The following is a 15,694-nucleotide window of genomic DNA, read 5'->3' on the forward strand; positions in this document are numbered from 1 at the left end:
AACCATTTCGGAGACATTGAAATGAAGGGCGCCGCAGGGCCGGGTCTGCCCAGCCGCTTGCGAGCAAGGCTGCCGCCTTCCCTTCGGCTGCTGCTGGCCGCGTCGCTCGTCGTGCCCCTGGGCTTCCTGGTCGGTGCCGCCTGGTATGACCATCACCGCCTGCAGAACGAAGCCCATGCCAACCTGGCCCGCCTCTCGGCAGTGGCCAGGGAGCATGCGCTCAAGGTGGTCGAAACCAATTCCCTGGTGCTGGACCGCATGGAGGACCGCATCCGGGGGCTGAGCTGGGCCGAGATCGAAGCGCAGAACGAGCCCATCCAGCGCTGGCTCCGCGGCCTTGACGAGCGGTTTGCGCAGATCACCTCGCTGCACCTCACCCGCCCGGACGGGCGGGTGGTGACGCTCAGCATCGCCTGGCCGACGCCCAGCCTCTCGGTCGCGGACCGCCTCTACTTCCGCCGCCTCCGCGATGGCGAGCCAGGGATGATCTTCAGCGAGCCGGTGCGGTCGCGGCTGACCGGCATCGTCACCTTCGCCGTCGCCCGGCGCCGCGAAAGCGCGGATGGGCAGTTCGACGGCGCGCTCATCGGCTCCATCCTGCCCGGCTATTTCCAGGCGCAGTGGCACGCGATGGACCCGGAGGGCAGGGCGAGCTTCGCGCTGATGCGCACCGATGGCCAGATGCTGGCCGTGCATCCCTCGGCTGGCGACGGCCTGCACGGCCCGCCCGATCCCGCCACGGTGCCGGAGGCGGTGCGGCATCCGAGCATCGCCAACCCGGTCATCGCCCGCTTCGGCGAGCGTGGTGAATGGCTGACCGCCTTCCGCCAGGTCGGGCAGCACCCCCTCGTCGTCTCCGTCACCCTCTCGCTCGATCAGGTCCGGGCCGAATGGCTGGCGAATACGGCCCGGATGGCCCTGCTCTGCCTGGTCGCCGCGCTGGCGCTCGGCTTCACCACGCTGCTGGCCATCCGCCGCTGGCGCTCCGAGCAGGTCATGCTGTCCGAGCTGACCATCAGCCGCGACGAGTTGCAGGCCGAGATCGCCCGGCGGGAAGCGGCCGAGGCCGGGCTGCTGCAGGCCCAGCGGCTGGAGTCGCTCGGCCGCCTCACCGGCGGCGTGGCCCATGACTTCAACAACCTGCTGACCGCCATCCTCGGGACGGTCCATCTGCTGGAGCGGCATCTCGGTGCCGCCGCGGATGAGCGGATGCGGAAGTATATCGGCATGGTCCGCGACGCCGTGCAGCGCGGTGCCCGGCTGAATGCCAGCCTGCTGGCTTTCGCCCGGCGGCAGAAGCTGCATGCCACGAGCCTCGATGCGAACGACCTGGTGCAGGGCTTCGCGCCCCTGATCCAGCGCGCGCTGGGCGAGGCGGTGACGCTGGCCGTCCATCTCGAGCCGGGCCTGCCCCCCTGCCGGGCGGATGCCGCCCAGCTCGAGGCCGCCCTGCTCAACCTCGCCATCAATGCGCGGGATGCCATGACCCGCGGCGGCACCGTGATGCTCTCCACCCGCTCGGCCCCGCTCGATGCCGCGCAGCTTGCCACCAACCCGGATGCCCGGCCCGGCTTCTACGTGGCGCTGGCCCTGCAGGATACCGGGACGGGCATGCCGCCCGAGGTGCGCGAGCGGGCCTTCGAGCCCTTCTTCACCACCAAGCCGCAGGGCAAGGGAACCGGGCTCGGCCTGTCCCAGGTCTTCGGCTTCATGCGGCAGCTCGGGGGCCATGTGACCATCGAGAGCGCGCTCGGCGAGGGCACCGAGATCACGCTCTTCCTGCCCGTGGCCGCCGAGCCCCCGGCCGCCCTGCCGGTGCCGGCCCCCTCGCACCCTGACGGGCTCCGCCCCCCTGCCCATGCCACCATCCTGGTGGTCGAGGATGACGAGCGCGTCCGCGAGGTGGCGGCCGAGACCCTGCGCGATGCCGGCTTCCAGGTGGTCGCAGTGCAGGATGGGCCGGAAGCGCTGGCCATGCTGGGCCGGCCGGGGCGCTTCGACCTCATGTTCAGCGACATCGTCATGCCGGGCGGCATGACCGGGATCGAGCTGGCCCAGGCCGCCCGCCGGATGCATCCCAGGCTCCCGATACTGCTGGCGACCGGATTTGCCGCCACCGTCGAGGGGGCCGCCGATCATGGCTTCGAGGTGCTTCCGAAGCCCTATGATCAGGCCGCCCTGGTGCGCCGCATCGCCGAGCTGCTGGCCGAGCGGCAGCCGGTCGCCTGACCGGCCTCAGGCGTTGCGCTGCGGGCCGCAGCCCATTATAGGCTGCCTCCGACCATGGAGAGGTGGCGGAGTGGTCGATCGCGTCGGTCTCGAAAACCGAAGTACTCGCAAGGGTACCGTGGGTTCGAATCCCACCCTCTCCGCCAGTGCTGATCCGGCACGCTCCTCAATCGCCCGAAAAATCGTCTAAAATCAAGGCTTCGGGGATTTCCGGCTCGTTCCGAACGCAGCTTTCGGTCCGCCCGGGCACGATCACAGCCGGTATGAGGATGGGGTATCCACTGGGGCAGAATTCCGCCCTTCGGGACGATACCCCACTCCCTCCTCCAATCGTCAGACGTGGTACCCCACCAACTCCCCAGGCAGCGTTGCCGCATGCGGCCCGCAGGGTCGGCCGTACCAGGCCTGTCGGAAGTACGATCCGCGGAAGCTGGTCCAGCCCCGTCGGTGCACCGCGCACGGCCGGTCGTCCTATGCAAGATTTGCGGCCTATCCCGTCAGCGCTGCCAAGCGGACTTCGGAGACGAGGGCATCGTAAAGAATTCCAAAGGCGGATGGACAGGCAGATCGTCTACGCGCCCGGCCTGAAAAATGTCTCCGGAGAAGGCAAAAAATCCAAGGAATGGGAGGTCGCTTGCTTGGTCACCGATCATCTTATCTGTTCGGTGTACGCGCCGGTCTCAGAACCCGACGGCTGGGGCACCCCGCCGGACGTGGCGGCGCCCCGCCCCGACGGCAACCGGAGCGGCATCTAGGTAGCGGAACTGGTCGATAGCGCGACGCGAGCCAGTCACGCCTGGTGCCGGGTGGCCGAAGAGGTGCTCCGCATCGATTCCCGAGGGCGATCTGGCCGAGCCGCGAGCGTTCCGGGCAGTTCTCGAGGCGACCGACGCCGCTCGCTGCGTCGTTCGCAATACTGCTGCGGCGCTCGGGGTGGTCCACAGAGAGCAACATGCGGTGCCGGATCACATCGGCCACCACGTTTCCGAGGACTGTGCCGGGGAGCGGCTCACCACGGGCTGGAGCGGAATATCCGGGCGAAGCACCGAAAGCTCCGCGGCGTGGACCGGACTGCCGACTCCGAGATACTGCCCGCGGTCCTCGCCAACAAATTGGGGACCGCTGCGGAAGCGATATGCTGCGCTATATCGAATGTCGTCTATCGGCCAACGAACATCGGCTGCGTCACCCTGATCACCGGGTACGACCCCATCACAGGCGAGTGGCTAGTCATCCTCCGCTAGCGACCAGCAAAGGGACCTCTTCGTTCACGGTTACGCGAGAAAGAGCCGTGGGATCGGCTGCATTTGCGTCCAGAAATGTCCGACTTAATCCATTGTAGTACGAATTGATCCCCTATTATAGATGTGTCCATCTTAGATAAGTAACATGTATCTGTCTGTTCTGCCGGTTGCAAAAGGACAGATCATGCTGACGGATGCGCAGTGCAGGAAGGCAAAACCCAAAGAGAAGTCGTACAAAATTTACGCTGAAAGCGGATTGTACCTGCTGGTCAACCCGAACGGCTCGAAACTTTGGCAAATGAAGTACGTGTACGGAGATAAAGCACGCACGTACTCCATTGGCCCCTACGGGGATGGAAAGGATCAAGTCACCCTGGCTGAGGCACGAGAAAAACGGGAAGAAGCCAAAAAAATCTTGAAAGAAGGACGCGACCCGACACTTGTAAAACGCCTCAACCGTATCCAGACAACCACTGACCATTCCACGCTTTTTGAGGACGTCGCTCAGGCGTGGCTGGAGAAGAATCGCTCGGGTTGGGCTCCAAAGCACGCGACGGACGTCGCCTCCAGCTTCAAGAAGGAGGTTTATCCCGCCATCGGCAGACTGCCGATGGCCGAAATCACCAGTGTCATGATCATGAAGCTCGTGCTGGCTCCAATCGAGAAGCGCGGAACTTTCGAGACAGCCCATCGCATCCGCCAGCGTATCTCTGCCGTGTTCCGGTACGCCGCCGCCCTGGGTCTCGTCCCGAGGGAGCATGATCCGGCCGGTCCGCACCTGCTCCAGATTATGAAGCCCGTCCCGCGGAAAAGGCCGCAGCCTGCGATTACGGAGCTCGAGCCGCTGCGCGAGATGCTGCGAAAGGCCGAGGAGTACCCGTGCCATCCGACGACCAAGCTGGCGATGCGATTCGTCGCACTGACGGCCGTGCGCGTCGCAACGATGTCAGGCGCACGTTGGGAACAGTTCGTTGGCCTCGATGGCCTATTGCCGATCTGGGAGATTCCCGCCGAGCAGATGAAGGGCGAAACCGGACACAAGCTGCCCTTCACGGTTCCCCTTTGTAGACAAGCGGTCGAGGTCATTGAGGCCGCCCAGCGCATCAACGGCCAGTTCCCCTGGGTATTCCCCAACGATATTCGCCCGCAGAAAGGACCGATCTCCAACAACGCGGTGATCTTCCATCTTTACCGCGTCGGCTATCGCGGGAAGCACACGGCGCACGGCTTTCGCGCTTCGTTCTCCACCATCCTGAACGAACGGCACTCGTCTATGCGCGACATCATCAACTTCGCTCTGGCGCACGTGCCGAAGGATGAGGTGGAGGCTGCCTATAACCGCGCGAAGTACCTCGAGGAACGCCGCAGGCTGCACCAGGAATACGCAGACCTCCTACTCGCGGGCTTCCCCTCGGCGTTCGAGCTCCTCGACGGAAGGAAGCGTTGATCGGTGCAGGAACCGGCGCCGCGGCGAAGTGCCTGGGGTGGCATTTCATGGATAATCGGCATGCCCACACGGCACCTAACTTCCGGACCCTTGATCATGCCCGCCTGTTGTGGTGCAGGTGGAAACTACAGGACTCTCTGGTCCGACGCTCCTTTGGACGGCATCCAGAGGCGATCGGTAGTGGCGTCGACCGTTCAGGGAAGTCGCGGCACGTCCGCAGTTCCCCAAACGAGGCGCCGCCGCGGGAAGCCACGCAGGCTCTCGGCGACTTTATCCGGGCCCCGCATCTCGCGTTCCTCGACCTTGAGGCGTCGTCCCTCCACTATGATAGCTTTCCGATCGAGATCGGATGGGTGTTCGGAGACGGCTCGGGCAAGTCTGCGCTGATCAGGCCGGAGCCGGGATGGAAGGATTGGTCGCCCAACGCGCAGTCCTTGCATGGCATCTCCATAGAGACGCTCAGGCGTGAGGGACTCCCTGCGGCCGAGGTGGCGTGGTGGGCCGCCAGCTCATTGAGAGGGCTCCTTGTCGTCTCCGACGCACCAAGCGCTGACCAGCAATGGCTCAACCGACTGGCCGAGGCAGCGGACATCGACCGCATTGCCACCATCCGCCCCATCACTACGAGGCGCTGAATGTCGCCTGCCGTCGGCTGAACGCATTGATCGCGAACGGCGCGTCCGGTCGCGCGTGGTCGGACATACTCGTGCGGGATGCCGCCAGCCGCCTCGTCACGGAGGCATATTCCGGGGAACAAGTCCTATGCCCGCCGCGACATCGCGCACTATATGACACTCGGTCCCTGTGGAGGATCTGGATGTCTGTCAGCGACCCGGTCACGGACCTTTTGGCCCAGCACGGTACTTCATGAGGGCCAGGGCGTTCTCGCAGGGGCGGCGCTGTTTGCTAATCCCGGACGAGAACTCGTCTATGCGGCACATCATCGGCTCCGCCCTGGCGCACGTGCCGAAGAACGAAGTAGAATGAGCAGAACTTCCCGAGAATTCCTCCTCGGCGTTCGAGCTCCTCAGGGGAGAAAGCGCTGGCCGGCGCAGAAACCGGCGACGTGGCATTGCAGAACTTTACTGTCGTCTCAACCAAGCGATATCTCTAGGTTGTTCTCCTTTGTGAGATAGCAATATCTCCCAACAGAGATCGGTCCGGTCCAGCCGAGTATATAAACGTCCGGCATCATCCTCGCCATTACTGATATGCCGCTCCCACCAAGCGTCAAGACCCTGCAGTTTTTTCCAGGCTGGTGGTAGACGGGCGGTAGACTGCTGCAGTTCTGCACATGCCCGATAGAACGCCTGCCGATTCCCGAACTCGCCGCAAGCGACAGTCAGGCTATCACGCAATAGCCGGACCCTGGGCAACAGCGCTGCCAGGACGGTCTGCATCTCCTCCGGCAGCCGCCGGCCGACCGGCATAACCGCAGTTGTTGCGGCGACCGCACGCGGCACTCTGGTGCCCGCCCCCAAAATCAATGCTTCGTTGGCTGCCGCCACCGATGCCTCCGCCGCCTGGAGCAGTGCGCGTTCCTCAGCAAGTTCTGCTCGGAGAGCCTGGACCACGGCGTCGAGTGCCGGCTCCCGCGGCGTACCCCGCAAGCGCTCGTTCTCCGCTTGCATGGCCGCTTCGCGGGCACGTGCCGCGGCAAGTTGAGCCTCGACCAAGCGAAGCCGCAGTTCCCCCGCAGCGGGCGGTCCAGGGGCGGGTTGTCCGATGACCCGCTCCAACATCTTGGTCAGTGGCTCTGCCCCCGCCGGCCGGAGAAAGCGGACAAACCAATCCGCCTCGATTCCCTCCGCCGGTTCACCGAGCCAGGGTCCGGACCGCAGGACCGTGACCCCGGCCTGCCGCAGGCGCGCCGCGGACTCATCCCGAGTCGCCACGCTTCCAGCGACCAGGAGCCAAACCTCCTCCCCGCCCTCCACCAGGGCATAGGCAGTCGGCTCTACCGCCGTAGCCGCCGGACGGCAGGCGGCCAACGGTGTGCCAGCATGGGATACGTCGATGCTACCGGCATCACCAAGCGGGTAGGCAAGGCCGCGCCAAACGGCACCGCACCGACCATCGGGAAGCGTTACGGTTCGACACTGGCGCTGTTCTAGAAGTTTATCAACATCTAGAACCTGAACCAGGATATGTGTATCCATTGGAAAATGCGACATTCTAAGGTTGCAATGTTCCCGCGCGGGCATCAGGCAACGAAACCCGCGCGAGGTTCGTGCCCATGAGCATCATGCAGGCGATCGCGCCCGTCGTCTCCAATCCGATCACGGTTTATGGCGTGGTTGCGGCGTTGTTCGCTTGGGCCGGGTGGTCGGCCGTTCGTCTTGCCCAGGCCGCCACCAGGGTGCGGCTTTCCCTGGAAAGCGCCGCCGCAAGACTCACATCGACCGATAATGCCGTGGCCTTCGCCGGTAATTATGAGACCCTTTCCGACCAGTTTGGTGCGAGCGAATGGGTCGGCCCGCGCTGGCGCGAATACCGCGATTCGCTGGTCATCCCGCCCACCATCGGGCGTCCAATCCGGGCGACCGCGCGGCCCGATGGATGGTTCGATGCGGGCCAGATGCTGCGCGGGGCCGGCGTCGATCTTCGGTATCATGCGGCCCTGCCGAACCTGCTGGTCGGTGCTGGCCTGCTCTTCACCTTTCTTGGCCTTGCCGCCGCGCTGGCCTCGGCCGGCGGCATCGTGGCCGAGGGCGCCACGCAGCAGGCCCGGAACGGCGCGCTCAAGGCCCTGTTGGACGCCGCCTCGTTCAAGTTCGTCACCTCGCTCGCCGGCCTGTTCCTGTCGATCGCCTATGCGCTGTTCCGCAAGCAGGTGCTGGCGCGAGCGGAGGCCGCCTGCGACCGCTTCGTCGGGCTGCTTGAGGAGCGGATCCCCCTGCTGACGCCCGCGGCGCTGCAGCAGGAAGCCAATGCCCTGCTGGAGAGGCAGGGGAACCAGCTCGAGAGCTTCTCGACGGAACTGGCCATCAACATCGCCGGGGCCTTCGATCGGGCCTTCGATCAGCGCCTGGGCGAACATATCGGCCCGCTGTCGGAGGCGATGCAGCGCCTGGCCGGCGGCATGTCGAGCCGCAACGAGGATGCCATGCAGCGCATGCTGGATGCCTTCCTCGAGCGTCTGCAGGGCGGGACGGGCGACCGGATGAATGAGGTTGCCGAGAGCCTGTCCGGGCTCGGTGCCCGCCTCGAAGGCCTGCAGACAGGGCTCGGCGATGCCGCCGTGAGGATGGCCCAGTCGGCCGACGCGATGGCGACGCGCATGGGTGAAGGCGCCGAGGCTGCTCTGCAGCGGATCACCGACCAGATGGGCAGTCTGGCGGAAACCCTGCGCGGCGTCGCCGACCAGGCGAGGAATACCGGCGCAGATGCCGGCCAGGCCCTTGCCCAACGCATCGAAGCGGCGGCCGGTAGCTTCGAGGCTGCGGCCCGCAACGTGGCCGAAACCCTGTCCGCCGCCGCGGCCGGTCTTGAGCGCCGAATGGGGGACGAGGCGTCGGCGAGCACGGGCCGTCTTGCGGCCCAATTCGAGGCCATGCTGGCCGAACTTCGCGGCTTGGCAGAAACCAGCCGTTCGACCGGCACCGCGGCCTTCGAAACCTTGGCGGAGCGCATCGCGGCTGCCGCGGGCGGCTTCGAGGCTTCGGCGGCCCAGGTTGCCAAGACCCTGTCCGAGGCTGCTGCCGCGACCGGCGGGTCGCTGGGCCGCGGCGCCGAGGACGCCGTGCAGCGCATCGCCGCGGCGACCGAAGGGATGCGGAGCGAGATGCAGGCGATGCTGGCCGAGTTGCGCGCCAGCATGGCATCGGCCGGCGACGCGGTCCGGGACAGCGCCCAGCAGGGTGGCGATCGCCTCCGGGGTTCGATGGAAGCGGCCGGCACCACGCTGGCCGATGCGATCACCAACGCCGCTGGTGGCCTGCAGCAGGCGGGGGAGGCAGCTGGCGGCGCGCTGCGGGATGGCGGCCAAGCGGCCGGCCAGCGACTGACCGATGCCGGTGGCGCCCTCGGCAGCCGGGCGGAGGGGCTGGCGGTTCAGCTGCGGGGGCTTGGCGAGGCAGCCGATGGTCTGCGTGCCCGGATCGCCGAGTTGGACGTGACGACGCGCGCTGCGGCCACGCCGCTGGCGACGGGTGCGGCCGACATGAAGGCGGCGGCCGCCTCGGTCCAGGCCGCGCTGCAGCCGCTGGGCCGGACCGCGGAAGCCCTGCGCGGCGCGGTCGAGCAACTCGGTGGCGTCGCCCTGAAGCTGCAGGATGCGCAGGCGGCGACGTCGCGGCTGGTCGAAGGCGTGAACCTGGCGACGGGGCGGTTCGAGGGCGTGGATCGTGCCCTTGCCGGTACGCTCGACGCACTCCAGCAGGGTCTGCAGGGCTTCACCCAGCAGATCAGGACATTCGTCGTGCAGACCGACGGCAACCTGGCGCAGGCAGCGACGCAGCTCGGCAACCTTACCAAGGAGCTCGAATCGACCCTTGGCGATTTCCTCGACCAGATGAAGCGAAAGTAGCTGATGGCCGTGAAGCGCGAGGCCTCCGAAGCCGAGGGTGGCGAGGGCTATTTTGCCTCGATCAGCGACCTGATGGTTGGCATCCTCTTCGTGTTTCTGCTGATGCTCACCGTCTTCGCCCTGAACTACCGGGATGCCGAGCAGGAGCAGGTCGTGGCGCTGGAACGCTACGAGCGGCTGCAGGCCGAAGCCGAGACGGCGCGTGCGGAGGCACTGCGGCAGGCCGAGGCCGTCAGGCTGGCAGTCATCGAGACGGCGCGCCAGGAGGAGCGGGCCCGCGCCCGCGAGGTGGAGGCAAATCTCCTGCGCGTCCGCAACCAGGCGCTGACCGAAGCACTCGATCGCGCCATCGCCAGGCTGCAACGGGAAATCCGTGACCGCGAGGATGCGCGGGCCGACTTGCTGGCGCGGCTGGCCGAGGGCCTGTCCGCCCGGGGTGTCTCCTTCCGGCTCGACCCGCAATCCGGCGTGCTGCGCCTTTCGGAGGATGTGCCGTTCAACACCGGCCGGTCCGACCTGACGGATCGCACACGCCGGACGGTGCAGGTCTTGGCCGAGGTGCTGGTGCGGGTCCTGCCCTGCTTTGCCAAAGCACCCGATCGGCAGGGCTGCGGCACCCGGGATGCGCCGATCTTGGAAGCGGTGCTGGTGGAGGGACACACCGACCGGCAGCAATTTGTGAACCTGACGGCGCAGCAGTCGCAGCAGGAGAATGACCGCCTTTCGGCGTCCCGTGCCCTGACCGTCTTTGCCGAGATGCGCCGCTTGCAATCCGGCCTCGACCGGATGAGCAACGGCGATGGCATTCCGCTGCTTGGCGTGTCCGGCTACGGCGAGCGGCGCCCTCTTCCGGATGCGCTCGGGATGTCCGAGACGGAACTGGCGCAGAACCGACGGATCGACCTCCGCTTCGTTCTGTCGTCACGCACGTCCGAGGAGGTGCGCCGGCTGATCGAAGAGATCGATCGATTGCGGAAGCCGGCGGAATGAGCCTGACACTCGAAGCGCTGGGCCGGTTGAAGGCGTCCATCGGCGGCCTGCCGCGCTCGGTAAGCCTGCCGGAGGTCTCAGCCAGCCGGAAGATGCTGGCCAGTGTCGGCGCCTTGGGTGCGAAGCGGGCGGAGCCGGTGAAGGCGGTGCTGGAGGCGCTGCGGGTGCGCCTCGGGGCGGCGGCAAAAGCCAGGCTGATCATTGATGTTCCGCGCCGGGACCTGCAGAACGCGCCGTGGATCCTGTGGCAGGGGACCTCGCCGGCAGCGGAGCTTCCTGGTGTCCTGGAGGCGGTGGTCACGCAGGCCATGGGCTCCAGCCGGATCACGCGGAATCTGATCGAGGCCTGGATCAGGGACTTCACGCCGACGGCGCCGACGATCGCTGTAGCCGGGCACGCCATCAAGCGGTTGCTGGCACAGGATACGGATCGTCGGCTCGATCCGTGGCGTGACGCCGGGCGCCGGTACGATCTGTTCGATGCCTACCAGGGGCCGCAGTCGTTGGCGCGCGCATTGATCGAGGGCAGTGAGGCAGTGCCGGCCGTCCTGGCTGCCGCCGGGCTGGACGATGCCCTGCTGGCGGCAGGTGGGTATATGCGCGCGACGCTTCACGCCATGCTTGCCGGTGTGCCTGGCGTACTGCGCGGTGCTTCGGCAACGGGTCGGCTGGCTCGCGTCCTGGAGACGTTGTCGGCCGGGAGCACGCTCCGCTTCGGCCGTGAGCTTCATGGCGAGATCGGGCGGGCGCTACTAGGCGCCTGGGTCGATGGCGGTCGGGAGCCTGACGGAACAACGCGGGACAAGGTGCGGAATTTCCTGCTGCAGCACCTGGGTGACCCGCGGCTGCGGGCACCGAATTGGACCGCGGTCGGGGAACAGCACACGGCGATCATGCGGCGCTGGCTGGCCCGGGCTTCGCTGAAGGCATTCTTCGACTTGATCGCCGACCATGCGCTCGATCGCCAGTGGCGCTTCCGCGAGGCGTTCTGGTCGGCCTGCCTCGACAAGGGAGGCATCGACGACGCCTGGTTGGCGCTAGGGAATCAGGTGCATTGGAACGCACGTTCCATCTCGGACCTGCGTGGCGCATTCGGAAAGCTGGAGGGTGGCGGCGTGGCAGGCGATCAATCGGTGCTGCTGATGCGGATCGGGCCACTGACGGTCTGCGACTGGAGTCATAATGGGAAGCTGCGCGCTTGGCCGACGGAGTGGGCGAACGCGCCGGCCCTCCATCGGGCCAGCTACAGTCGTGATGACCTGACGGGGAAAGGTCTGCCATTTCCCCCGAACCCATTGTTTGGTTCGCGTGGTTCAGCGGACGGCCAAGGGCTGAGCCATGTCGGCTCCGACTCAAACAAGTGGCAGGGCAGCGCTGCCGAACTCCTTGCCCGTAGAACCAACCTTCGTCTGACCGAGCGGGACTGGCGACCACGATGACCCCGCGCTTTGAACACGCCATTAGCGATGCAGGCACCGAGCTCCGCCTGGTTGGGCCGAAGGGTGCTATCCCGCTCGATCAATGGGCCATCGAAGCGCCACCTTCACTGATTTCCGGTGTCGACCTTGTCCACCGCTTCATCGCAGCTGAAAGTGCCCTTGCCGACGACGAGATGGTGCTGCTGGAACACGAGACCGTCGCGGGCCTCAGTCTCCGCGAAGCCGGGCCCCTGAACCTCGGTCCCGTGGCTGAAGTGCGGGCGGTGGTGCAGGGCCGCGGCCTCCTGACCCGCCCTGACTTTAGCGCGGACCTCCAATGGCAGCGTCCCAATGGTCAAGCCGTGCTCAACGCGGACCGGGTGGGTGCCTGGCTGAAGCTGGGTGACAGTTACCGCCGGCTGCCAGCTGCCCTCCTCGCCATCGCGGAACAGGTCGACCGTCTCAACGCCGTGCCCGCGGACGACACCGGTGCACGCCTCGCCGCGATCGCCGCACTCCGCGAGGTCCTGCCAGCAGCATCGGCGGAGGCCGAGGCGAAGGGCATCCTCGGGCAGCTCACCATCGCCCAGGCGGATGCCTTCTCGCTCGACCTGGAGGGCGAGGGGGAATCCGCTCGCCTTTTGCCAGTGCTGCACCAATCGGGCGAAAACGCGGCCAACCCGGTGCTGACGCCGGCGCAGCAGCGGGCATTCGCGGCGGATCAGTTCTACCGGTTCGGCGCGGCGCGGCCGGTCTACACACTCGGCAACGGCGTGGTGGTCGTGCTCGCGCCCCAGCTCCGGCGCGCGTTGGAAGTCGTGCGCAAGGTCGCGTCGCAACCCTTGGCCCGGCGAAAAGCACTTCTGGCCGCGCCGCGCGCCTGGCTGCGCGAGGCCATCGGCGAGGATGCCGACGGGACGGTTCTGGAAAGCGTGTTCCGCGAAACCGAGGCTTGGTCGGACCGCGTCCTTGGCCTCGGCCTCTGGCAACCGCGGATACTGCCCTGGATCGCGCTGCAGGGCGCCGACTGGTTCGGCCCCGAGACGACTAGCGAATCGAGCCGGGCATCAGCGCCCCAGACCGGCCTGGTCGTGGATGGGCAGACCATCCCGCTGACGCCTGAAGAAAACCGCGCGCTTCAGGCCAGGGTGGAGGACGCGATTGGTGCCGGCCGCGGCGCGGTGCCGCTGGAAGCCGGCGGAAAATCCCTGTCTGTGCCGGCGACGCACGAGACGCTCGCCGCCCTGCAGAAGGCCGAGGCGGCCGGGATGCGACCACAAGCGAAGGCCAAGGATCCTGCCGAAGCGCCCGAAGTCCTGCTCATCAAGCCGAATGAGGAGAGTGTCGATGTCGAGGCGGAGGTCGCCCAACGTCCCTCGCCGCCGCGCGGGTCGCCCACCTGTTTGGCGACCAACCTGAAGCCACATCAGGCCGAAGGGCTGGAGTGGCTTCAGCGCGCCTGGTCGGGCGGCGAGCCCGGCGTGCTGCTCGCCGACGACATGGGCCTGGGCAAGACGCTGCAAGGGCTGGCCTTCCTGGCCTGGCTGCGGGAGGGGATGTCGGCCGGCGTCATCCCGAAGGTGCCGCTGCTGATCGTCGCGCCGACTGGGTTGCTGGAGAACTGGCGCGCCGAGCACGACCGGCATCTGGCTGCGCCCGGCCTTGGCAGGTGCCTGAATGCCTTTGGCAAGGGACTGGCAGCGCTGCGCCGGGCGGCGGATGGCACTGGTCCCGGGCTCGACGTTGCGGCACTCGGCGCCGCCGATTGGGTCCTGACGACCTATGAGACGCTCCGTGATTACGACCGCGACTTCGGTGGCGTCCGCTTCGCCGCCCTGCTGTTCGACGAGGCGCAGAAGATCAAGACCCCCGGCATCAGGTTGACCGATGCCGCGAAAGCGATGAACGCCGATTTCCGCGTCGCCTTAACCGGCACGCCGGTGGAGAACCGGCTGGCGGACCTCTGGTGCATTGTCGACGGGGTGCATCCGGGGGGCCTCGGCGACCTCAAGTCCTTCAGCGCCGAATATGAGCGATCGCCGGACGAGGAGCGCCTCCGGCGCCTCAAGCGCCTGCTCGACAGCGGCTCTCCCAACCGGCCGGCGCTCATGCTCCGGCGGCTGAAGGAGGATCGTTTGCCGGACCTGCCGCCCCGGCATGAGGTGCTGCGCGAGGCGCCGATGCCGAAGGGCCAGGCCGAGGCCTATGCGGCCACTGTGGCCGCGGCGCGGGGCGCCGACCGGGCCGGGGCCGTGCTCGAGGCTTTGCAGCAATTACGCGCACTGTGCCTGCATCCCTCACCGGACGATACTGCGGAGGATGCGGCCTTCATCGCGGCCTCCGCGCGCCTACTGACTACCTTCCGGTCGCTCGACGAGATTGCGCAGCGCGGTGAGCGTGCCCTGGTCTTCCTGGACCACTTGGCGCTCCAGGCCCGGTTGGTCGGCATTATCCAACGCCGCTACGGCATGGCCTTGCCGCCCATGGTGATCAACGGCGAGGTCACTGGAGCGATCCGGCAGGCACGGGTCGACCGCTTCCAGGCCGGAGGCGAGGGCTTCGATGTGATGCTGCTCTCGCCGCGCGCCGGGGGGGTGGGGCTGACACTGACGCGAGCGAACCACGTCATCCACCTGGCGCGCTGGTGGAACCCAGCCGTTGAGGACCAGTGCACCGGCCGGGTGCTGCGGATCGGGCAGACCCGGCCGGTGACGGTCCATCTACCGTTGGCGACCCTGCCCGATGGGCGTCGCTCCTTCGACCAGAACCTGCATGCCTTGCTGACCCGCAAGCGCCAGTTGATGCGCGATGCGTTGCTACCGCCCGGCCCGACAGGCGCCGACCAAGATGAGCTGTTCACCGCGACGATGAACGGCTGATCGCATGCTGACACTCCTTTCGACCTCGGCTGCCGAAGCAGGGTTCAGTTGTGGCCGTTGGCGCCCCTCCGAATTGGGCAGGCTCCTTCATGACCCGGGTGCGGGACGGCGGACCCCCGAACGCCGCAGACCGCCCTCCCGTGCCCGCTCTGCCCGCCGCTGAGGACCTATATCGCATGGACAAGAAGAGCCTCAGCGAGCGCGACATCTGCACCAAGTTCATCACTCCGGCGGTCACACAGGCCGGCTGGGACCCAATGTTACAGATCCGTGAGGAGGTCGGCTTCACTAAGGGCCGCATCATCGTCCGCGGCCGGCTGGTCACCCGCGGCAAGGCCAAGCGGGCCGACTACGTCCTCTACTACAAGCCCAACCTGCCGATCGCCCTCATTGAGGCGAAGGACAACACCCACGCGGTCGGCGATGGCATCCAGCAAGGCATTGAGTACGCCGAGACGTTGGAGATCCCCTTTGTCTTCGCCTCGAACGGTGACGGTTTCGTCTTCCACGACCGCACCGGGACGAGCGCGGCCAAGGAGATCACCCTCACCCTCGGCCAGTTCCCCTCGCCCGCCGACCTCTGGGCCCGGTACAGCGCCTGGAAGGGGGTCGTGTCCCACAGCGTGGTGTAGGAGCGGTGCTCCTCAGCGGGCTGTGCCGCAGTGTCAAACAGCTGCAACTGGCAGGCTGACGGCCGGAGTATCGCTCACCGCGGTCATGGTCTCCAGCGTCATGTAGCGCGATCGCTGGGTGGCCCATTCATCGGACTGCTCGAGGAGGAGGGCACCGACGAGCCTGACGACGGCGGCCTGGTTGGGAAAGATGCCGACCACGTCGGTGCGGCGCTTGATCTCACCGTTGAGGCGCTCGATGGGGTTGGTCGAGTGGAGCTTGGCCCTGTGCTCGCGGGGGAAGTCCATAAAGGCCAATACGTCCTCCTCGGCGGCGTCCATCAGGCT

At 66.9% G+C, this 15,694-nt stretch carries 10 protein-coding genes, 1 tRNA gene and 1 pseudogene; 10 read left to right on the forward strand and 2 right to left on the reverse strand.

All coding sequences use genetic code 11. The annotated features are described in order from the left end of the window. Positions 1–57: 57 nt before the first annotated feature. From BLR02_RS16285 to BLR02_RS28730, 5 genes are all read left to right on the forward strand, one after another. Positions 58–2,229 (forward strand): hybrid sensor histidine kinase/response regulator, encoded by a 2,172-nt coding sequence (locus tag BLR02_RS16285; protein ID WP_176849620.1) that lies wholly within the window; start codon positions 58–60, stop codon positions 2,227–2,229. 56 nt (positions 2,230–2,285) lie between these two features. Next, positions 2,286–2,375 (forward strand) — tRNA-Ser (locus BLR02_RS16290). Between the two features lie 408 nt (positions 2,376–2,783). Continuing rightward, entirely contained in the window at positions 2,784–2,984 is a 201-nt protein-coding gene (locus BLR02_RS16295; RefSeq protein ID WP_090663926.1) for a hypothetical protein, read from the forward strand. Positions 2,985–3,657: 673 nt separating this feature from the next. Next, positions 3,658–4,920, forward strand: coding sequence for a tyrosine-type recombinase/integrase (locus BLR02_RS16300; RefSeq protein ID WP_176849621.1), 1,263 nt, complete (start codon positions 3,658–3,660; stop codon positions 4,918–4,920). Beyond that, positions 4,917–5,555, forward strand: coding sequence for a hypothetical protein (locus BLR02_RS28730; RefSeq protein ID WP_143018167.1), 639 nt, complete (start codon positions 4,917–4,919; stop codon positions 5,553–5,555). Before BLR02_RS16300 ends, BLR02_RS28730 begins: the two co-directional genes overlap by 4 nt. 447 nt (positions 5,556–6,002) lie before the next feature. On the opposite strand, the gene BLR02_RS28735 is transcribed toward BLR02_RS28730, so the two are convergent. Continuing rightward, on the reverse strand, positions 6,003–6,596 hold the full coding sequence (locus tag BLR02_RS28735) for a hypothetical protein (RefSeq protein ID WP_143018168.1): 594 nt from the start codon (positions 6,594–6,596) through the stop codon (positions 6,003–6,005). A gap of 560 nt (positions 6,597–7,156) precedes the next feature. On the opposite strand from BLR02_RS28735, the gene BLR02_RS16305 reads away from it, so the two are divergent. The 5 genes and pseudogenes from BLR02_RS16305 to BLR02_RS16330 form a co-directional block, all read left to right on the forward strand. Then, complete coding sequence (locus tag BLR02_RS16305) at positions 7,157–9,448, forward strand: hypothetical protein (RefSeq protein ID WP_090663928.1); 2,292 nt, start codon at positions 7,157–7,159, stop codon at positions 9,446–9,448. A 3-nt stretch (positions 9,449–9,451) separates the two neighbouring features. After that, a complete protein-coding gene (locus BLR02_RS16310) occupies positions 9,452–10,438 on the forward strand; it encodes an OmpA/MotB family protein (RefSeq protein WP_090663929.1) in 987 nt (328 codons plus the stop codon). Further along, complete coding sequence (locus BLR02_RS16315; protein ID WP_090663930.1) at positions 10,435–11,877, forward strand: EH signature domain-containing protein; 1,443 nt, start codon at positions 10,435–10,437, stop codon at positions 11,875–11,877. Before BLR02_RS16310 ends, BLR02_RS16315 begins: the two co-directional genes overlap by 4 nt. Continuing rightward, a complete protein-coding gene (locus BLR02_RS16325) occupies positions 11,874–14,735 on the forward strand; it encodes a DEAD/DEAH box helicase (RefSeq protein WP_143018169.1) in 2,862 nt (953 codons plus the stop codon). The genes BLR02_RS16315 and BLR02_RS16325 overlap by 4 nt, the downstream gene beginning before the upstream one ends. A gap of 176 nt (positions 14,736–14,911) precedes the next feature. Then, positions 14,912–15,346, forward strand: a pseudogene (locus BLR02_RS16330) (type I restriction endonuclease); the annotation flags it as partial. Positions 15,347–15,400: 54 nt separating this feature from the next. Here BLR02_RS16330 and BLR02_RS16335 read toward each other — a convergent pair. Continuing rightward, on the reverse strand, positions 15,401–15,694 hold a 294-nt coding region (locus BLR02_RS16335), incomplete at its 5' end, for a transposase (RefSeq protein WP_176849622.1).

The organism is Belnapia rosea, from assembly GCF_900101615.1.
Classification (GTDB): domain Bacteria; phylum Pseudomonadota; class Alphaproteobacteria; order Acetobacterales; family Acetobacteraceae; genus Belnapia; species Belnapia rosea.

Coding starts and splice junctions, on each gene's coding strand:
- BLR02_RS16305 (WP_090663928.1), top strand. CDS start 7,157: ATGAGCATCATGCAGGCGATCGCGCCCGTCGTCTCCAATCCGATCACG.
- BLR02_RS16295 (WP_090663926.1), top strand. CDS start 2,784: ATGGACAGGCAGATCGTCTACGCGCCCGGCCTGAAAAATGTCTCCGGA.
- BLR02_RS16300 (WP_176849621.1), top strand. CDS start 3,658: ATGCTGACGGATGCGCAGTGCAGGAAGGCAAAACCCAAAGAGAAGTCG.
- BLR02_RS16315 (WP_090663930.1), top strand. CDS start 10,435: ATGAGCCTGACACTCGAAGCGCTGGGCCGGTTGAAGGCGTCCATCGGC.
- BLR02_RS16310 (WP_090663929.1), top strand. CDS start 9,452: ATGGCCGTGAAGCGCGAGGCCTCCGAAGCCGAGGGTGGCGAGGGCTAT.
- BLR02_RS16325 (WP_143018169.1), top strand. CDS start 11,874: ATGACCCCGCGCTTTGAACACGCCATTAGCGATGCAGGCACCGAGCTC.